Source organism: Paenibacillus sp. DRB1-1, assembly GCF_052119485.1.
Lineage (GTDB): Bacteria > Bacillota > Bacilli > Paenibacillales > Paenibacillaceae > Paenibacillus > Paenibacillus polymyxa_B.
Genome location: NZ_JBODQH010000001.1, coordinates 4,979,432 through 4,998,473, shown reverse-complemented (window position 1 = coordinate 4,998,473; position 19,042 = coordinate 4,979,432). Strand labels below are relative to the sequence as shown.

General features: G+C 45.1%; 20 protein-coding genes and 1 other annotated feature. Of the genes, 2 read left to right on the top strand and 18 right to left on the bottom strand.

Annotated elements, in window-relative coordinates:
* Positions 1-144: 144 nt before the first annotated feature.
* Complete coding sequence (locus ACQW03_RS22310) at positions 145-1,077, bottom strand: zinc-binding dehydrogenase (RefSeq protein WP_441951778.1); 933 nt, start codon at positions 1,075-1,077, stop codon at positions 145-147.
* 131 nt (positions 1,078-1,208) lie between these two features.
* On the opposite strand from ACQW03_RS22310, the gene ACQW03_RS22305 reads away from it, so the two are divergent.
* Positions 1,209-2,120: an MmyB family transcriptional regulator gene (locus ACQW03_RS22305; protein WP_071641402.1), complete on the top strand. Its 912-nt coding sequence runs from the start codon at positions 1,209-1,211 to the stop codon at positions 2,118-2,120.
* Positions 2,121-2,449: 329 nt separating this feature from the next.
* Here ACQW03_RS22305 and spoIVA read toward each other — a convergent pair whose 3' ends face one another.
* The 15 genes from spoIVA to ACQW03_RS22230 form a co-directional block, all read right to left on the bottom strand.
* Positions 2,450-3,928 (bottom strand): stage IV sporulation protein A, encoded by a 1,479-nt coding sequence (gene spoIVA, locus ACQW03_RS22300; protein ID WP_023989182.1) that lies wholly within the window; start codon positions 3,926-3,928, stop codon positions 2,450-2,452.
* Positions 3,929-4,348: 420 nt separating this feature from the next.
* The gene (locus tag ACQW03_RS22295) at positions 4,349-4,699 is read right to left on the bottom strand and encodes a 2Fe-2S iron-sulfur cluster-binding protein (RefSeq protein ID WP_104496866.1); all 351 of its coding nucleotides are present in this window, start codon (positions 4,697-4,699) and stop codon (positions 4,349-4,351) included.
* Positions 4,700-4,738: 39 nt separating this feature from the next.
* Positions 4,739-5,389: a hypothetical protein gene (locus tag ACQW03_RS22290; protein WP_076293028.1), complete on the bottom strand. Its 651-nt coding sequence runs from the start codon at positions 5,387-5,389 to the stop codon at positions 4,739-4,741.
* Positions 5,390-5,567: 178 nt separating this feature from the next.
* Complete coding sequence (locus ACQW03_RS22285; RefSeq protein WP_013310741.1) at positions 5,568-5,843, bottom strand: stage VI sporulation protein F; 276 nt, start codon at positions 5,841-5,843, stop codon at positions 5,568-5,570.
* Positions 5,844-6,009: 166 nt separating this feature from the next.
* Positions 6,010-7,050: an NAD(P)H-dependent glycerol-3-phosphate dehydrogenase gene (locus tag ACQW03_RS22280; protein WP_071641409.1), complete on the bottom strand. Its 1,041-nt coding sequence runs from the start codon at positions 7,048-7,050 to the stop codon at positions 6,010-6,012.
* Positions 7,043-7,651: a glycerol-3-phosphate 1-O-acyltransferase PlsY gene (gene plsY, locus ACQW03_RS22275; protein WP_025723065.1), complete on the bottom strand. Its 609-nt coding sequence runs from the start codon at positions 7,649-7,651 to the stop codon at positions 7,043-7,045. Before plsY ends, ACQW03_RS22280 begins: the two co-directional genes overlap by 8 nt.
* Positions 7,652-7,662: 11 nt before the next feature.
* Complete coding sequence (der, locus tag ACQW03_RS22270; protein ID WP_013310744.1) at positions 7,663-8,985, bottom strand: ribosome biogenesis GTPase Der; 1,323 nt, start codon at positions 8,983-8,985, stop codon at positions 7,663-7,665.
* Between the two features lie 147 nt (positions 8,986-9,132).
* On the bottom strand, positions 9,133-10,359 hold the full coding sequence (gene rpsA / locus ACQW03_RS22265) for a 30S ribosomal protein S1 (protein WP_013371699.1): 1,227 nt from the start codon (positions 10,357-10,359) through the stop codon (positions 9,133-9,135).
* Between the two features lie 120 nt (positions 10,360-10,479).
* The gene (locus ACQW03_RS22260) at positions 10,480-11,073 is read right to left on the bottom strand and encodes a lysophospholipid acyltransferase family protein (RefSeq protein WP_441951773.1); all 594 of its coding nucleotides are present in this window, start codon (positions 11,071-11,073) and stop codon (positions 10,480-10,482) included.
* Complete coding sequence (gene cmk, locus ACQW03_RS22255) at positions 11,070-11,777, bottom strand: (d)CMP kinase (RefSeq protein ID WP_441951771.1); 708 nt, start codon at positions 11,775-11,777, stop codon at positions 11,070-11,072. The genes ACQW03_RS22260 and cmk overlap by 4 nt, the downstream gene beginning before the upstream one ends.
* A 129-nt stretch (positions 11,778-11,906) precedes the next feature.
* Positions 11,907-12,566 (bottom strand): flagellar brake protein, encoded by a 660-nt coding sequence (locus ACQW03_RS22250; RefSeq protein ID WP_258296801.1) that lies wholly within the window; start codon positions 12,564-12,566, stop codon positions 11,907-11,909.
* Between the two features lie 164 nt (positions 12,567-12,730).
* Positions 12,731-14,116, bottom strand: coding sequence for a germination protein YpeB (gene ypeB, locus ACQW03_RS22245; RefSeq protein WP_441951769.1), 1,386 nt, complete (start codon positions 14,114-14,116; stop codon positions 12,731-12,733).
* Positions 14,117-14,380: 264 nt separating this feature from the next.
* Positions 14,381-15,076 (bottom strand): glutamic-type intramembrane protease PrsW, encoded by a 696-nt coding sequence (gene prsW / locus ACQW03_RS22240; RefSeq protein ID WP_441951767.1) that lies wholly within the window; start codon positions 15,074-15,076, stop codon positions 14,381-14,383.
* A gap of 85 nt (positions 15,077-15,161) precedes the next feature.
* Entirely contained in the window at positions 15,162-15,776 is a 615-nt protein-coding gene (locus ACQW03_RS22235) for a genetic competence negative regulator (RefSeq protein ID WP_013310751.1), read from the bottom strand.
* Positions 15,777-15,973: 197 nt separating this feature from the next.
* On the bottom strand, positions 15,974-16,351 hold the full coding sequence (locus tag ACQW03_RS22230) for a hypothetical protein (RefSeq protein ID WP_013310752.1): 378 nt from the start codon (positions 16,349-16,351) through the stop codon (positions 15,974-15,976).
* Between the two features lie 94 nt (positions 16,352-16,445).
* Here ACQW03_RS22230 and ACQW03_RS22225 point away from each other — a divergent pair, with 94 nt between their 5' ends.
* A complete protein-coding gene (locus tag ACQW03_RS22225; protein WP_441951764.1) occupies positions 16,446-17,369 on the top strand; it encodes a polysaccharide deacetylase family protein in 924 nt (307 codons plus the stop codon).
* Between the two features lie 142 nt (positions 17,370-17,511).
* Here ACQW03_RS22225 and ACQW03_RS22220 read toward each other — a convergent pair whose 3' ends face one another.
* The gene (locus tag ACQW03_RS22220) at positions 17,512-17,853 is read right to left on the bottom strand and encodes a hypothetical protein (protein WP_025723058.1); all 342 of its coding nucleotides are present in this window, start codon (positions 17,851-17,853) and stop codon (positions 17,512-17,514) included.
* Positions 17,850-18,437 (bottom strand): type II CAAX endopeptidase family protein, encoded by a 588-nt coding sequence (locus tag ACQW03_RS22215; protein WP_025723057.1) that lies wholly within the window; start codon positions 18,435-18,437, stop codon positions 17,850-17,852. The genes ACQW03_RS22220 and ACQW03_RS22215 overlap by 4 nt, the downstream gene beginning before the upstream one ends.
* 185 nt (positions 18,438-18,622) lie before the next feature.
* Positions 18,623-18,872: a binding site (T-box leader), on the top strand.
* Positions 18,873-19,042: the final 170 nt, after the last annotated feature.

Genomic DNA, 19,042 nt, shown 5'->3' with positions numbered 1-19,042 from the left:
TATAGAGGCATCTTTTTAGTTCTCTACTTGACAGGGTACGCCACAGGGTCGATTTTTGCTTATGCTTAAAATGTGAACATCATGAGCGGAGACTAGTCTGGAGATACAATCTCCTTGTCATTTTCAATATAAGGGCGCTCCCATCTAACTTATTTGGAGCACTGCTTTACCGGAAAACTTCCGATCTATCAATTGTTGGGCAATAGTTCCAATTTCCTTCCACGATGCCTCCACTTCGATCCTTGGTACTAACTGGCCTTTTGAAACAAGCTCACCTAGTAATTTCAGATCTTCCGCTGGCGGATAGCGATTTATCTCCTCTCCTAGAAAGAAGCTATATAAGGTCCTACCACCTAAGCCCCTGATATTAATCGTTGCGTAAGGTGAGGACGAATGTCCCATGGATACACATATCCCCTCTGGCACAAGCTGAGGTAGTAATGCAGCTAGCGTATCACCCCCTACTGAATCCAAAATTAGATGATAAGGTCCAAATATATCAACCGATGAAATCGCCGTATCTCCAACGATAACCTCATTAGCACCAGCCTCTTGAACAAGTAGAGCTTTTTCCTTTGTTCTGGCTACACCTACTGTAAAAGCTCCTGATTGCGCTGCTAGCTGGTGTGCAAAAATCCCAACTCCGCCAGTCGAGCCAGTTATCAATATTCGCTTACCGAGCAGCATTCCTCCTTTTCTAAGCGTATAGAGCGCTGACAGACCGGCTACCGGTAAAGTAGCAGCCTGGGCGAAGGTAATATCATCGGGAAATTCAGCCAGTAATGAAGTAGGGGCAGCAACTTGTTCGGCCCATGCTCCCATTGGGAGAAGGCCTACCACACGGCTTCCTTGTTTCGGACCCGTGCCATCTTTGGCCTGCTCGATGACGATCCCAGCAAAATCCCAGCCTGGTCTGATCTGTTTTCCATTATTCCTTGCATCTACAACTTCACCCCGATTAAGAGAGAAGGCCTGTACTTGAACGATCGCTTCCCAAGGCTGGGCCTGTGGGGTGGCAACTTCCTTTATCGCGAAATATCCTGAAGCAAACGGATCTGTTACAATTGCACGAACCATACGATCTCCTCCATGATTATCATTGAGAACCTCTTGTAAATAGCTCACCTTTTTCACAATGTAGTATACTGTAGGGAATCATCTGCACCAAGTGTAGAACTACACCTCATTATGAAAAGGATTGAAAAAGGATGACCATGCACAAGGACGAGGACTTCCAATATAAAACATTAAAAATCGTATTGGGAGAGATTGAAGCTGTTCGCATGAAACGTCAACGGGAATATACTGAGCTATCTCACCCGTTATTGAAACGATTTACTCAGCAGGAGCTTAATGATGAGGCATGTCCTACGTATAAAAATCTATTGGTTGGACGGTCTCGTCGAATACCGGATCGGCAAACGATGATTCATATTGCTGAGTATCTGGAGTGCACTTCAGATGAGCGCAATGATCTTCTCCTCGCCGCTGATTATCTTCCGATCCATTACGAATTGGAAGGACGGTCTCTGGAACTGGCGCTGGAGCAAGCACAGCAGATCATGAGTAACTTGCCATTTCCGGCAATGATCGTTACTCATACCTTAGATATCAAGGGGTTAAATGAGCCGTTTCGCCATTTATTTGATGTCCCCTCCGATTCTTTTATGAATGGCAAACTGAATAAAGTTGATTTTCATTTTAACTCTGATTTTTCCATTCGTCCCCGTTCTACCTTCGATGCTGAGTCGTTTGAACAGTGGGAGTCTCATGCTATTTATGGGATACAAGCTTTCAAAAGATATAACATGTTTTCCCGATACGACGATTGGTATAAAAAGTTAATTGACAAATTTCGAAAATATGACGATCTTAATAAATATTGGAGTATGCAGCCAAAGGACTCATCAAATGAAGTTGAGCACTCCAAAATCATTTTGGCCAGAATGGGAGCCATGGCCGATTTAGTCCCCATTCGCTACAAGCTAATTCATCTTTCTGTAAGCAGTCACATGTATCCTGGAATTGAAGTGTACTTACCGATTGACGAACCTGCACGCAGAGTATTTGAATATTTGGGGTGTCCTGCCGAATGCCAGAACTACGCTTTTAATAAATAGCCAGTCAATTGCTATATCGATTATAAGAATCGTTCATTGCAAATTAAATCAGCCTCGGCTACGTTGGAAGAGACCAAATGTGAAGATGACTACCAAGGTAATCACGTTGTGAAACTCATTAATCGGATTGTTACATTTGAACCTAAATCCCGCTAGGAGAAACGAAAAGCTCAATAAAAACAGAGGTAGTCTAGGACTTTATTTTCTCGTCCATGGCTACCCCTGTCTGGTTTTAGAAGTCAGTCTAATATTTTGTTTTTGCGATTCATAGAGAGCCAATTGCTCTCCACGGTATTTCTCTTATACATTTTTTGGGGTGTGGCTTAGCCTTAAAGAATAATAGCAATGAGACCGCCGGAGCCTTCATTAATGATACGACCCAGCGTTTCCTGCAGCTTATAGCGTGCATTGTCCGGCATCATAGCAATTTTACCCTGAATGCCTTCCCGTACAATAGAATGCAGCGAACGTCCGAAAATGTCTGACTCCCAAATTTTGATTGGGTCATTCTCAAAATCCTGCATCAGATAGCGCATAAGCTCCTCACTTTGCTTCTCTGTTCCGATAATCGGAGCAAATTCCGATTCCACATCGACACGGATCATGTGTATGGAAGGTGCTGTTGCCTTGAGCCGCACACCAAACCTTGTGCCCTGACGAATCAACTGCGGATCGTCTAGTGCCATTTCGGACAATGACGGCGCTGCAATGCCATATCCCGTTGTCTTGACCATTTCCAGCGCCTCGGCGAAGCGGTCGTACTCCCGTTTGGCATGGGCAAAATCCTGCATCATTTGCAGCAAATGATCCTTGCCGCGAATCTCTACCCCGACGACTTCGACCAAAATCTGGTCATATAGCTCATCGGGAGCATACAGATCAATTTCAGCTACGCCCTGCCCCATATTCATCCCGCTCAATCCGGCCCTGTCGATGAATTCATATTCCATAAACTGGCCGACCACTCGATCTACATCACGCAGACGTCGAATATCTTTAACCGTATCGCGAACGGAATTTTCATAATTGCTACGCAGCCAGTGCTCTTCGTTCAGTACCATGACCCAGCTCGGCAGGTTTACATTCACCTCATGCACCGGAAATTCATACAATACTTCACGAAGTACGCCTGTAACATCATCTTCAGTCATAGTCGCCGCGCTGAGTGTCATAACTGGTATATCGTACTTGGCAGCCAGCTCACTGCGAAGCTGGAGTGTTTCATCACTGCGCGGATGCGTGGAGTTGATAACCAGAACAAATGGCTTGCCAACTTCCTTCAACTCCTCAATGACGCGTTCCTCCGACTCTACATAAGAGCTGCGCGGGATTTCCGCAATCGTGCCGTCTGTAGTGACTACCACACCGAGCGTCGAATGCTCCTGAATAACCTTGCGTGTACCAATCTCCGCCGCTTCCTGAAAAGGAATGGGTTCTTCGAACCATGGTGTGGAAATCATCCTCGGACCATTTTCATCCTCGTACCCTTTTGCTCCTTCTACTGCATATCCTACACAGTCAACCAGACGTACATTCACGTCCAGTCCTTCCGTTACTTTGATCTGGACGGCATTATTCGGTACGAATTTAGGCTCCGTCGTCATGATCGTCTTGCCTGCCGCACTTTGCGGCAACTCGTCTACGGCACGGGCACGGTCCGCCTCACTTGTAATGTTTGGCAGAACAATCGTCTCCATAAACCGCTTGATAAATGTTGATTTTCCTGTTCGGACTGCGCCGACGACCCCAAGATAAATGTCTCCTCCGGTGCGTTCGGCAATGTCTTTAAAAATGTCCACTTTCTCCAATGAAATCCCCTCCTCAAAAGTCTCCGAAGGAAAAATGCTTAAAGAGCATCCGCTTCGTGTTCAACCAACTGCTTGATCCCAGATGCGGCAGAACAGCCTTTAAAATGCCCGGAAGTCGTCCGCCGCCGAGATTCAGGAGACTGATGGAATCGGCGAAACGGCGTAAACTCGTACATGCATTTGGACTGATACCATCATATGTATCCCCTCCGTAAAATATGTTTAGTTTTTTAAAAAATAGATTACGACACAGCGATCATTGCAGAAACGATATTTTACGTTTGGGTCCACTCACCTAATATATGCGGGGCAAGACTCTGCCATGACTTCATCGCTAGACTAAATAAAAAAAGGATGTTTCTCCTGACCGTTTAGAGTCGTCGGAAACCATCCTTTTTTATTCTCCTGATATAATCGGCATTACCACAGTTCATCATCCATCGCCTGACGCTCCAGTTGCAGCCTGATAGCCGCCTTGAGCCTATCCTCTGGTACGGTTACCTGCATATCGCCTTGGACACGCGCCTGGCAGGATAAGCGTATTCCTTCATCCAGTAAAGGTCCCAGCTTACGCTGCTCTGCATCACTGGGTTGGCCTGCGAATTCAGCCCATTCCGGTGATATTTGTACCTTACACATCAGACAGGCTGCTTTTCCGTCACAACGAGTGGGAATATATACACCCACTTTACGAGCAGCCTGAAGCAATGACGTACCCTGACCGACCTGTACGCGCCTGCCTGATGGTTTGAACGTAATCTGCACATTCATGAACGGTCCTCCAGTCGTCTTTCTCCTAACACATACAGCTTATACTTCATTGCCCATCTGGATGACGGAGTGCAACTCTGGCCAAGGCAGAAGTTCTGTAAGCTTGTCCAATTGCTCCTCATTCCAAATATTACTGACTAGTAACTGCTTCAGTACAATTATATGACGTCGCGGGTCGCGCTTCATAACATCTGCAATCGCTTTATATCGGTCGGGTCGATTTCGTAATATATTGAATAAAAGTTCATGACTGAGCGGCATCAGACGCAGCGAAGCACTCCCCAACTCAAGCTGAACCCCTGCCGACCAAAGTAGTCGCTCGATCTCTAAGCGATATAACGCTCCGCCACATAATACCTCAAATCCTCCCACCAACTCGACTGGAAATCCCTCCAAGTCATAGTGGCTCAGCAATGAAACGTAAGAGCCGCTACGGTCAACCTGCTGTCGATCTATACTCATACCCAGGGGGTGCGCATGAAGCTGCTTTGCGGCATGAATATCCGCATAAATATCAATGTCCCGAGGCAGGCGATCTAGTTCAACTTCTTGCACAAGTAGTGAACAGCTCCCGCCCAGCATCCACGGAACCGACACTATTGACCAGCTCTCAGCCAAGCTACTCAGCGCAACTGCCAGATTGTGAGGAAGCCTGTCTACTAACACTGATGATATTGCCTCCTTCAACATCGTCTCCTCCTTTGCTGTCTTTCCTTCCGTTTCCTGATGGGCATCATTATAACATGTTCGACAGGGCAGTTCGATATTTTGTGTACTGAAAAAGAGGTTAGCTGCTCCAAAATATAAAAAAAACCGCGAACCTTCCCGGTTCACGGTGAATATTACTAACCGGCGTGCGGCCAGCGGTCTATTTTTTCATCATCATTTTCATCAACGCTTCCATATTGGAAGGATTCATTCCGCTCTTTTTGACGGCACCAACGATATCCCTTACTGTATCTTCCGACACCGGAATGTTGGCCATCGCAGACACCTGCTTGATAAGCTGACGCAGTTGCGCTTCGCTTTGAAGCGTGTCCGCCTTTACCGTGCCTGCCAGCTTTTTCACTGCATTTTCGGATATGTTTTTGCCGCCTTTTTTGTTAATGGCCTTCAATGCATCTTTCGGAAAGTTTTTATTCACAATCTCCCCTCCTCCGCCATTGCTCAACTCAGTCTATGAGTGGCGGAGACAAAAGGTGATTAAGCGTACATAAGACATGCCAAACGCCTAACTAAAAAAGGCTATCTCATTATAGAAAAAATCTACCATGAGACAGCCTTTATATTATTAAAGCTCATCCGAGCCCTTAAGAATGCCATTGCTCCCAAGTTTGAAGTGGCATGACTTCCATCTCGGTCTTAGGATCGCGACCCATCAGCGCCTCAACGGCCTTACGGACGTCCCGTCCTTCAAACAGTACTCCATACAGTACCTCTGTAATAGGCATCTGAACACCTAATTTTTGAGAGATGGCGTATGCCGCTTTTGTCGTTCGAATACCTTCTACGACCATGCCCATCGATTCCAGCACAGCATCAAGCTGTTGGCCCTGTCCCAATAGTGACCCTGCACGCCAGTTGCGACTGTGACGACTCGTTGCAGTGACCACTAGATCGCCAATACCAGCCAGGCCGGCAAAGGTTAGTGGGTTAGCGCCCATCTCAACTCCGGCACGGGTAATTTCAGCCAATCCACGGGTCAATAAAGCCGCTTTGGCATTATCACCGAAACCAAGTCCGTCTGACATTCCCGCACCCAATGCGATAATGTTTTTTAGCGCCCCCGACAGCTCCACGCCGAGCAAATCACGGTTTGTATAGACGCGGAAATAGGAGTTCATGAACAGCCCCTGTGCGGCCTGTGCAGCCTTCTCATTGGAGGAAGCTACAACGACCGTTGTAGGACACTTCTTCACCACTTCTTCCGCATGACTCGGACCAGACAGCACGGCAATATCGCCCTCTGCGACTTCCAGTTCTTCCGAGATCACCGTGGACATACGTTTAAGCGTTTCAGTTTCAAAACCTTTAATAGCATGCACTACCAGCATATCCTTGCTAAAATAAGCTTTCAGACTACGTGCTACCTGACGAGCAGCAGCCGAAGGAGATACGATAATCACTGCTTTAGCACCAGACACCGCAGTCTGCATATCAGTTGTAGCTGAAATGCGATCAGACAAAATGGAGCCTGGTAAATAATGCTCATTCGTATGCTTCTCATTGATTTCAGCTGCTTGCTGCTCGTTTCTCGTCCAGACAGAGACATCGTTGTTATTGGCCGCAAGAACGGAAGCCAGGGCTGTTCCCCAACTTCCCGCGACCAGCACAGCTATTTTCTCAGACAAGACGATCTCCTCCTTTGGAGCCAAGCTTATTCTCATTCCCCCGTACCAGCTTGACTATGTTGGTACGGTGTCTCCACACAGCGAACAGACAAATGATTAGAGCCGTCCAGAATAACGGCCATGCATAACCAAGCACGAGTAATATCCAGGGGGTCAAAATGACAAAAATGAGCGATCCCAAGGATACGTAACGCGTCATTACGATTGCAAGTATCGCAATGATTCCGGCATATAGAGCGGGCAGTAAGGCAAGCGATGCCAATACACCAATAGCAGTCGCAATCCCTTTTCCTCCACGGAAGTGAAAATATACCGGCCAGTTATGGCCCGCAATCGCCGCAATGCCGCACAAACCCGGTACCCAGGATGATTGTCCACCTAACCAGTGCCCTATTAGCACTGCAATAACCCCTTTAAGTACGTCCAGCAGCAGTACCAGAATAGCTGGGCCTTTTCCAAGCACACGCAGCGTATTCGTCGCACCGGCATTGCCGCTTCCATGCTGGCGAATGTCGATTCCTTTTAATTTTCCATACAGCAAACTAAAGCTGACAGAGCCAAGCAAGTAACTGAGTACGATGGCAACGATTTGTAAAATCAACCTATTCGCTCCTAACTTTCGTCAGACTTGCGCCGTGTAAAGATACGAATTGGAGTTCCTTCAAAATTGAAGGCGGCGCGAATTTTGTTCTCCAGATAACGCTCATAAGAGAAGTGCATTATTTCTGGATCGTTTACGAATACAACCATCGTAGGCGGCTTAACAGCAACCTGGGTCACATAGTTAATGCGCAGACGACGTCCCTTGTCTGTTGGCGGAGGATTGATGGCAACCGCATCGGAAATTACATCATTCAGCAAATGTGTCTGAATACGCAACACATGCTGCTGTGCCACATGCTGTACAACAGGAAGCAGCTTTTGTAGGCGTTGCTTCGTTTTTGCAGACAAGAACACAATCGGAGCATATGTCATAAACAGAAAGTGATCGCGAATTTTCGTTTCAAACTGGTGCATCGTTTTATCGTCCTTGTCCACGACATCCCATTTGTTAACGACAAACAGCGATGCTTTACCCGCTTCATAAGCATAGCCAGCAATGTGCTTATCCTGCTCAATAATGCCTTCCTCGCCGTTAATAACGACCAGTACAACATCTGCACGCTCAATGGCACGCATCGCACGCATTACACTATATTTTTCGGTCGTTTCATATACCTTACCACGTTTACGCATACCTGCCGTATCAATCAGTACATACTTTTGACCGTCTTTTTCAAAAGGTGTATCAATTGCATCACGCGTCGTGCCTGCAATGTCACTAACGATAACCCGTTCTTCTCCCAGAATGGCGTTAACCAGTGAAGATTTACCTACATTCGGGCGGCCGATCAAGGCAACACGAATAACGTCTTCATCATAGTGATCTTCTTCCAGCTCAGGCAAATTGGACGTAATGGCATCTAGCAGGTCGCCTATCCCTGTGCCATGACTACCAGAAACAGCGATTGGATCACCAAATCCATAAGAATAAAACTCATAAATCAGATCGGCGCGACTGAGGTTGTCCACCTTGTTGACAGCTACGATGATCGGTTTACCCGAACGATATAGCATTTGAGCTACCTCTTCATCTGACTGTGTAATTCCTGCTTTCGCATCACTCATGAATACAATTACATCTGCTTCTTCTATTGCAAGTTCGGCCTGCATACGGATGGATTTTAAAATGACATCTTCACCATCAATCTCAATGCCGCCGGTGTCAATAATACTGAAGGATTTACCATTCCACTCCGATATACCGTATATACGGTCACGAGTGATTCCGGGTTTATCTTCCACGATGGACAAACGATCCCCGATAATCCGATTAAAAATAGTGGACTTACCCACATTCGGACGACCAACGATAGCCACAACGGGTCTTGCCATAAATTCACTCCTCCTGTCAATTCTTCCGCTATCATCATAGCAAAAAACATACCTATTGGCGATATGGTCACGTAACAACAATCGGCGAACCCTCTGGGTCCGCCGATGGTGTACGTTATGCTTATTATAAAATGTATTGATTTAAACTCATTTAAATTTGTTCAGCTTATCGCCAAAACGCTCGCCGAGCGTAATGCTCAGACCGGAATTATTGAGGGAAACGTTAGGATTATTCAGTTCCTCACGAGGTGCACGAGATGCACGTGGAGCTCTTTCTGCTTTAGGAGCAGCTTCAGGAGCTTCCTCAGTTTCTTTAATGCTCAGGCTAACACGTTTTTCGGAAGGATTCATTTCAAGAATTTTAACTTTCACTTCTTGTCCTTCTTCCAGAACTTCTTGTGGAGTTCCAATGTGTTTGTGGGAAATTTGGGAAATATGAACCAAACCTTCCACGCCAGGAGCGATTTCAACGAATGCGCCGAAGTTAACCAGACGTTTTACAACACCTGTTACGATGTCATTGTTGTTGAATTGTCCAGCAGCCGATTCCCAAGGACCAGGCTGTGCAGCTTTCATGCTCAGGCTGATTTTTCCTTTTTCAGGATCTACCTTCAAGACTTTCACTTTCACTTGATCTCCTTCAGAAACTGCATCAGAAGGCTTATCGACATGAGTCCAAGCAATTTCAGATACGTGAACCAGACCGTCCACGCCGCCAACATCTACGAAAGCACCGAACTGAGTAAGACGTTGAACCGTACCTACGATTTCTTGGCCTTCTTTCAGCTCAGCCATTACTTTAAGCTTGTTAGCTTCGAATTCTGCTTCCAGAACGTCTTTTTGAGAAAGGATCACTTTGTTATTTTCACGATCCAGTTCTTTTACAACAACACGCAATGTGCGGCCTTTGTAATCACTGAAATCTTCAACGAAGTGACGTTCTACCATGGATGCAGGGATGAATCCGCGCAGACCCACGTCTACCACGATGCCACCTTTAACGACATCATTTACAACGACTTCAAATACTTCTTTGCTTTCGAACAGTTGCTCCAACTTTTCCCAAGCATTTTCACTGTCAATTGCACGTTTGGACAGAACAAGTTTTTCCTTGCCATCGTCAATGCTGATAATTCTAGCTTCAACCTCTTGGCCTACTTGTACTGCTTCTTCTGCGTTATCCAGACCAGAAGACAACTCGCGAATTGGAATAACTCCATCGTATTTATATCCAATGCTTACTACCGCTTGGTTATCTTCCAATTTCACGATTGTACCTTTAACGGTGTCACCTTTTTTCAGGGAGACGATTTGATCGAGCTCGTCTTGATTTGCCGCTTCAGCAGCTTCTTGATTTTTAATTTCTTCCGACATGTCAATACCCTCCTCAATTCAAAAAAAACCATTTATTTAAACCTGCGCATGGCAGAGTTCAAAACATAAATAAACTTTTGTTCTAGTTTTCCGAGCTTAGACACAATTCATGCAAGCCTTTCAGTTATTCGTAGGCTTACCCGTTTCCTTCATCGTGCGAATACGAGACATAATTGCTTCTGTTGCCAGTTCAAGCGGATCTCCTTCGATATCGGCACCCTTTTGGTAAGCGTCCAAATTGACAGGTTTACCGTATAACACTTTCGTTTTACGGAAAAGCTTGTAATCACCAATAATGGCGACCGGAACGGCAGCCGCTCCACTGCGTAGCGCAAAGCTTGCAGCACCCTTTTTACCGATTCCCCCAGCTCCTCTGGAGCCTTCGGGAAAGATCCCCATAACCTTACCGTCACGCAAAATGTTCAATGCCAGCTTAATGGATTCCTTACTTACACCACCGCGTTTGACTGGAAAAGCTCCCAGTTTCCCAATGAGTGGACCTAGTATAGGAACATTAAACAGCTCAGCTTTTGCCATAAAGTGAACCTTTCGCTTCAGCAAAATACCGACTGTAGGAGGGTCAAGATTACTAATATGATTAGAACACAACAGCACTCCGCCCTCGGCAGGAACGTTTTCACTGCCTACCGCCTCAAGTCTAAACAGAACGCGGTAAATGAGACGCAAAATACTGACGCATACAGTATATATCATTGGCTGATCTCTCCATCCTTCTCCGTTAAACAATAAGATACGATCGTATCAACGACATCCTGAATGCCCATATGGGTCGTATCGAGCACGATGGCGTCCTCACTGCAACGAAGCGGGGATACCTCCCTCTCCTCGTCAAGCTTGTCACGTGCCGCAATGTCACGTTCTAGCTGCTCCAGAGTGATATTATCAGTTTCGCTCAGTTCTTTAAAGCGGCGAGAGGCACGTTCCTGAACACTTGCGGTCATGAACACCTTGACTTCCGCATCGGGAAGTACAGTTGTTCCAATATCGCGACCATCCATAACGACACCCTTGCGTGCAGCCATTTCACGCTGGTTTTCAGTCAAACGTGTACGTAAACCAGCAATACTTGAATACTGTGACACGTTGCTAGTCACTTCCATCGAACGGATCACAGTGGTTACATCTTCCCCGTTACAATAAACCTTTTGGCCTGTGGGGTCCGGTACTAATTCAATCACCAGCTCAGGTACATGCTGAAGCACTTTTTGTACATTTTCTGCAGGAATTTCCTTACACATCATGTACCACGTTGCTGCTCGATACATGGCGCCGGTATCTACATATACATAAGAAAGTGCTTTCGCCACCAGGCGGGCCACTGTACTTTTCCCTGCACCAGCAGGTCCATCAATGGCTACATTTATTTTGTTACTTGAAGATACATGTTGCCTTGCCAACAGGGAATTCCTCCTAACCTAACCTCAAGAAAAAAGCAGGCATTGCCTGCGACGTGAAAATTATACCACACATTTATAGGCGATGCAAAATAAGCGACAGGTTTACTAAAAAAGAAAAATTTCGGATGATTAAGATTTTTCCCGGAATTCCAGCTGTCGTTCAAAACAATATTTAATCAGTTTTTGGCGCTCCTGATCAGCAATTTTCTCATATTTCAGCATAATGAGTCTGCGGCCGTTTTCCATCTGCTGAATACGTACAATTTCAGATTGGAACGGAACATGCTCTTGAGTGCCGTTTTTATAAGGGACCAAAATCCAGCAAGATAATGATTCTCCTTCTTCAAGATGATGAGTTCCCTGGGTCTGAAAAGAAACGCCTCCGCCTCCCACATCATGCGTCTCTGCTACAAATCTGGACTCGTTCTCACCATGCTTTACTGCAATTTCCAAGTTGGCCTTAACCCGAAGAAAGTTTCGGCGCTGAATTTTGCTGATGCTGTCTGGAGCAGGTTTGTGGATGCGAACCATCCGGAGGATATCCTCTTTAAAACCCGTAACGTGGGTATTGAAATAATTTTTAATCCCACCCTCGCTCATAAAAAATATAGACAGCTCTTCCCCTAGAAACAATTTTTTTAAGTGCCCACTTGTTTGTGACATAGGAATTTCAATTAGAAAGTTCTGTGACTCCTCTTCCGCAATACGAGACTTAAATTCAAAAATCTCGTCCTTATGGTCAGTACCAGCCACTTGTATGTATAACACATCATTAATTTTAGGAAACAAATGATCCACCATCCTTGTCCATTAAAAGCTCTAATTAAGGTATATAATACCACGACTTTATGCCTATATTAAGCATTATATTTGTTCGAACTATGACTAAAGCACAAAAAACCTCCTTTATGAAGGAGGTTTAGAGTGACTATTGATTCATTTCATGTAATCAACTACGCATTACTTGCAGTAACCTGAGGTTCATCTGAATCTTTTACCTCTTCAATCGTTTCTTCCATCCCCGTATTGGCGTTAATGTAAATCCGGTAAACGGAACCATTGATTTTACCACCAAATTCATAACACAGAACTTCATTCGACAGTTCATTTTCAATTAAGGCTTTACGGTGGTAAGTTTCACGAAACTCAGGATTCAACTTCGCTCGTGCTGCATTCAAATTCAGTTTCGCCTGCGGAATACGGCGCAGATGACTGTGCTCATACACATAATCACTGGATTGAAAACCAATCACTTGTCCGTTATCAAGGCCTGATCTGACTGTGATTTTTTCTGGATAGACAATCACGTCCCCTTGTTGGCTTGCAAATGTAATGTTAGCTAAATTCCCGCTTTCATCATATGCAACTGGCTTCATTCCTTTGTAACCCTTTTGTTCAAGGTATTCACTAGCATAGCGAATCGCTTCATTGCGGGTTGCCTTTTTAGGACCTACTGCCCTCATGTCATGATAAGAAATAAGCTTGCCGCCTTTTTTCGTAAAATCCATACTGGCCACAGGCTGCTTCTTATTCAGCAGGGTAGCTGTATAAGATGCCCATTCCGTTCCTTTACCGTTTTCGTTCACACGGATCTGACTTTCCGGTTTTCCTGTAAATTCAGCGGCATTTCGTTTAATTTGTCCTGCATCCACTGCAGGTAGACTCAACTTTTTCACAGAGCGCTTGTCATAGATGCTGGCTACAGACGGTCCCCAATCCAGTTCCTTGTAGTTTTCTACCTTTTTGTCCACGGTTTTGAAGCCATCGATAATGGTATTGTCCTTCGGCCCAGTTTGAGAACCTGCCGCCATATCCACATCCATCCATCGCAAATTTTTGCTAAGGACTTTTTGCCGCACTTCGTGCATATTTTTCGAAATTTCTTTGGAATTATTATATAACGTTTTCAGATTCGAAATTTCTTTCTCGTTTAAAGGCTCGTGATCCAGATCACGAATAGCGGTCTGATACGAAAATGAGGATAAATGTGACAGCAAATCCTTAGCATGATTAAAAGGCATTACATTAAGAGGCAACTGATTAACCTCATTTTGGGCCTCACTTGCAATCCTCCACACGTTTATCAAACATTTGCGGTGCATCGAGTGGGAAGTATTATGGACAGCAACCGCATTACCGAGTTGAGAATGTAGCTGATCCATATGAAACGACAAATCGTGAAACGCACGCTGGTATTGATTTTCCGCTTTCATCGACATGCTATTCGCCTGAAGAGATACCTCATTTCTCATCTGGCTTTGCTGATAACCCCACACAAATGCTCCTATCATCATCAGGGTAACCACCGGGAACAATACGGCACTAAGTCGCTTATACATATTGGGAGTCTCCTTTCTTCAAGTACACTACCGATAGTGTGACAAGAAGAATGCTCTCTTATGCATGGTTTTCCATGACTTCAATAATAAACTCACAGTTATCGCAAATGCAGCGTTTAAAGCCGGTCTGAATCTGTCCTTGCTCTATGCGTCCTCTTAGTACAAAGCGTTCACCGCATCTTTTACAATGAATTCTTACTTTTATACGCAAAAAAAGACACCTCTTTCTCTAACAGGTTTGTCAGATCAGTGTGTCCCATTTCGTTACATATTAACCTTTTCTTCCCGTTTCAACAAACGAAAAGGAGAGCGTTTATTAGCTCGACTGATCTTCGCCATTCCTCCATACCACAGAAATGCCATAAGTGGAATGATAAACCAGATCCAGTCATGCGAAAATTTCGTTAAAATCAAATCGTATACTCCGTGCCAGAACCATGGAAGCACCAATGACAGCAGCAACATGTATTTGCTCCTCAAGCCCTCTGAAAACTTAGCCTTCCCCATGTAGTAGCCCATCATTACGCCAAACATCGCATGACCGGATACCGGTAGCAATGATCTCATCAGCATCATGCTAACCGAAGCATGGCCCGCCCAGGCATATAACAGATTTTCAACCGTTGCAAATCCGAGTGAGACTGCGGCCGCATACAAAATACCATCATAAGGCTCGTCGAACTCGGTATGATTATAGATGATGTGATACAACAGAAACCATTTAAAAAACTCTTCCACTCCGGCTGAAATGCCGAACACCTGGATTAACGTGTGATCCCCTAGCCAAAGCAGCAGCCCGCGTTGAAAAATCATGACAGGAAGAACCACCAAAAAGCCGAGCAAAAACACTTTAATAACCATGTGCAGTGGCTCCGAATCATACCTGTCCTTCAAGTAAAAATACATCAATAAGGCGAGACCCGGCGCTGTGGCTGCCGCTAAAACCGAAAACAGAAGCACCGATCATCCCTCCATAAAAATGAGTCGGCTCTGCTTTCAGCGCAGAGCCGACAAATTCACTTCGATATCACTTTCAATAAAAGAATCAAGAACGGCTGTCAAAATGAGTGCAGATGACAGCAACTGCCTGTTCAGGTATGACCAGCTTACCATACTCTTCCAACATAGCTGGTGTAACGGATGAGCCTTCTCCAAATTCAGCAAGAACCGCGATTAAAGCCGCAAGCTTGGACTCCTCTACTTCTTCTGGTTCCAAATGCAGAATCCATTTTCCTCTATAATGATACAGCTTACCTGCTTCCGTAGTGTTGCTACGAAGCATATGAGCCGCTTCTATGAGTACTTCGAAATCGCTAAACGCGTAAACGATGGAATCGCTATGCTCCAGCGTGACTTCCATTTCGTAGACTTCCTCTGGAAGCTCCTCATCGGGACCCGAACCATACTGCTGATGGTCATATTTTCCCCGGGTGACGATAACAACCATTCCTTGAGCAGGAAGCGCAAAGACTTCGACAGCTAACGGTCCCGTGGCGTCGAAGCCCAGTTCGCTGTATGCCTGATCCATCATTTCGGTAAACAGCTCATGAACTCTTGGAATTTCTTGCCACATATCGTCTTTTTGAATACCGCGTTCGCTCAAATCGTCAAAGGTAAGGAAAATCCGTATCTTGTCCTGACTTAATCTTTCTATTTTCATACTGGACCCTCCTCCTGGCAGCCGAGTGTTATTAACAGATTATGATGCAATTATGATGCCTGTGATGAAAATGGTTCTATGTAATCATGTTATCATTTTATAATCGTAAATGCACGCAATAAAAAGATAAAAAAAAGAATCATTTGAACGGCTTTTACAAAAAAGCCGCAAAATGATTCGGAATAAAGGTTTCTGGGTTACAATCCCGGTACGGCTGTATGAGTTTCTTTCAAAATTTGCTCGACCTCACGTTTAACATCGGGACTTGTGCTGATGAAGTCTTTAATCAACTTCATATTCTCTTCTTTGTTCTTGGCAGTATGGGCGTTATGAGCGGTTTTATCTGTTTGTGAATGATGGTCTTGATCCTTATGGGTGTCTTCTTTATTGAGCGTTATCTCGCCCATTCCGGGGAATGCCGCGTCCATCATTTTAGTACGGGCTTTCTGCACTAAATTGCCGCCTTTTTTTCCACCCATGTCCATAGATAAGCCCAACATGTTGCGGTTGCGGGAGATCAAAGAGCTTGCGACAGCGCCCAAGACGATTCCCAGGAAAAATGAAGATGTTTTCACAATTAGAACCTCCCTTTGTGGTAGAATCAAGCATAGTGTTCGTCAGTAGTGACAAACTCATACGGTATAAAATACAGGAAGGTGAGATGAAATAATGGGTACAAAAACAGCAGCCATTTTGTTCACCGCATGTCTGCTGCTTAGTGCTTGCACTGCAACCAAGCCGGAATCTGCGGCAACAAGCAACCAACAGGATTCGGTAGCGTCTGACTCAAGTAACAGCGCCAAAGATCAGAGCAACGTCTCTTCCCCAAAAAGCAGCAGTAAGCAAGCAGGCAGTGATGATCATAACTCAGCGGGTAAAACCAATGCACAAAATGATAAAACCAGCGAAAGCAACGAAACAGGAGCTGCGACATCTGCAACTATCAATAACAAAATGTATCACTTGGATAAAGCCTACAATGTAATCCCTAACCAACAAGGTACCGAAAAAAAAGTCGTGTTACTGACCTTTGATGATGGTCCTAAGGAAGCAACCATGATTAACAAAATCATAGATGTACTGGACAAACACAAAGCGAAAGCAATTTTCTTCGTGAACGGTTACCGTGTAAAAGAGCATCCTGAGTTGCTCAAGCTTATCCATGACCGTGGACAGCCCATCGGCAACCATAGCTGGGATCACATCGTGCTGAAGAATAAATCTGAGTCCGAGGTCAAAAAACAGATTGAAACGGTACAAAAAGCTGTTAAGGACATTACAGGACAAGCTCCCGTATTCTTCCGCCCCCCTCATGGTGCAGGCGGAGACGTAGGTCGCAAGGTCGCTAAGGAAAACGGTCTCCTATACATGACATGGTCCGTCGGTTCTCTGGACTGGACAATGAAAAAGAATCAGCCTAATAAAACGGAGGCTCTTCTCAAAAACGTAACGGAACAACTTCATCCAGGCAGCAATATTTTGATGCATGAACTGCCATGGACAGCTGAGGCTCTGGACAGTCTGTTGACGCGCCTTGAGCAAAAGGGTTACCAATTTGTCGATCCGCAAGGCATTGAGGTTCCTGCCAGCTAATAGAGACTTGCGTATACTCCGGATTAACTATAGATGATGCAATAAAGGCCTACATTCTCCGCTATTTATGCGGAGATGGAGGCCTTTTTACCGTATCATTACGCGCCTTGACCTAAGCACAGACGTCCATAATAACTTTATATTACCAAAGCATTTCACTGATGGGTGGTGCACCCTTGATGCCCCACCACAGTAACGCTGCAGTAATCAGCACAAAAAGAGTGCTCAAAAAATTCAAAAACCACTTGCTTACCCGAATACGGCGGGACGGAAACATTTCTGCCCGCGTTCGGTACTCACTGGCAGGAGTGTCATCCTCCATCGTTACAGCAACTTCTGGTGCAGCGGCAACGTGAGCCAATTCTGGCACGGGCCGTGAAGCACGGGAGCGAACTGGTTTAGATTTTGACCTGTCCTCCTCCTTGCCTTTGCGACCATTTCGACGGCTACCATAGGTCTGCACTCTGCTAAGTTCCTGATTCATTCTTCATACCTCCGAAAACGTAACGCTAAACCAGATATAAGGTCAATCACAAAATGACAAATGATCGGTGCCCACAGACTACCGGTCTGCACATATATGTAACCCAATCCATAACTGCTAAGAAAAACCCAGCCAGTGGGAATCCAATGCCGTAAATATCGGATATGAATCACCGCAAACAAAATGCTTGTCCAATAAGGACCAAAGCTGTACTGAATCGCGCCTCTGAACAAGAGTTCCTCACAGATGGAGACGATAGCTGCTATACAAATAATATGCCAAACCGGACGATTTTGAAACAGCATTTGGTTAATACCACCGTCATCCATGGCATCCTCAGGCATAATCCGGGATAGCAACAGATCCACAAGTAACATAGCGGCGGCCAATCCCAATCCCCACCATAAGACGTGCAGAGTGTTCGGCAATGCAAATAGTTCTAACACATTTCTTTTCTGAAAAATAATCCAGATTGCGCCAATCAGCAGGGTCAGCCCCTGAGTTAGATACAAATTGTAAAGCAGCAAGCGGTCATTCAATTCATGAATTTGCGCTCTTTTCCATTTCACTTTAAGCTTTTTCATAGTTAGTTAGTCCTCTACATAGTCTTCTTTAGCATCATAGCCAAAAAGTCGGACGGATTCAAGAAGACTTAAATCTTAATTTTCCGCATTCTGTAGCTATATATCTAGCCGGCTATCCACACATGTCGCATGTCCTATTGACATGCCCATGTAAGCCATGATACATTATGAAAAAATTATTAGCGACAACAACAATGATGGAGAAAAGGTATTGATTTCGTCCTCAGAGAACCGGTGCTTGGGTGGAAGCCGGTGACGAAGTAACTACTTTCAGCGCTCCTGAGTTATTGCACCGAGGTCTGGGGAATATCTCCCGGCATTAGATGCAATCGGCAGAAAACCGTTATCCTTTCGGTCATTTTATGACCGCTGAAGGCAGTCCATTGCGAAATGGCTGCGAATTAGGGTGGTACCACGATAACTCTCGTCCCTTACTATGGAGATAGTATGTGATTCGGGAGTTTTTTTGATGCCCGAAAACTGCAAAGTGTCTCCGCATAAGACTTTTGGTCGTTAGTTTGGTGCATAATGCTATTCCATCCCTTTTCTGCGTCAATGCGTTATCACACTAGTATTTCACACCGCTCTCCTGTACTTTTAGAAGC

Coding starts and splice junctions, on each gene's coding strand:
- ACQW03_RS22310 (WP_441951778.1), bottom strand. CDS start 1,077: ATGGTTCGTGCAATTGTAACAGATCCGTTTGCTTCAGGATATTTCGCG.
- ACQW03_RS22305 (WP_071641402.1), top strand. CDS start 1,209: ATGACCATGCACAAGGACGAGGACTTCCAATATAAAACATTAAAAATC.
- ACQW03_RS22295 (WP_104496866.1), bottom strand. CDS start 4,699: ATGAATGTGCAGATTACGTTCAAACCATCAGGCAGGCGCGTACAGGTC.
- ACQW03_RS22290 (WP_076293028.1), bottom strand. CDS start 5,389: ATGTTGAAGGAGGCAATATCATCAGTGTTAGTAGACAGGCTTCCTCAC.
- der (WP_013310744.1), bottom strand. CDS start 8,985: ATGGCAAGACCCGTTGTGGCTATCGTTGGTCGTCCGAATGTGGGTAAG.
- rpsA (WP_013371699.1), bottom strand. CDS start 10,359: ATGTCGGAAGAAATTAAAAATCAAGAAGCTGCTGAAGCGGCAAATCAA.
- ACQW03_RS22260 (WP_441951773.1), bottom strand. CDS start 11,073: ATGATATATACTGTATGCGTCAGTATTTTGCGTCTCATTTACCGCGTT.
- ypeB (WP_441951769.1), bottom strand. CDS start 14,116: ATGTATAAGCGACTTAGTGCCGTATTGTTCCCGGTGGTTACCCTGATG.
- ACQW03_RS22235 (WP_013310751.1), bottom strand. CDS start 15,776: ATGAAAATAGAAAGATTAAGTCAGGACAAGATACGGATTTTCCTTACC.
- ACQW03_RS22225 (WP_441951764.1), top strand. CDS start 16,446: ATGGGTACAAAAACAGCAGCCATTTTGTTCACCGCATGTCTGCTGCTT.
- ACQW03_RS22220 (WP_025723058.1), bottom strand. CDS start 17,853: ATGAATCAGGAACTTAGCAGAGTGCAGACCTATGGTAGCCGTCGAAAT.
- ACQW03_RS22215 (WP_025723057.1), bottom strand. CDS start 18,437: ATGAAAAAGCTTAAAGTGAAATGGAAAAGAGCGCAAATTCATGAATTG.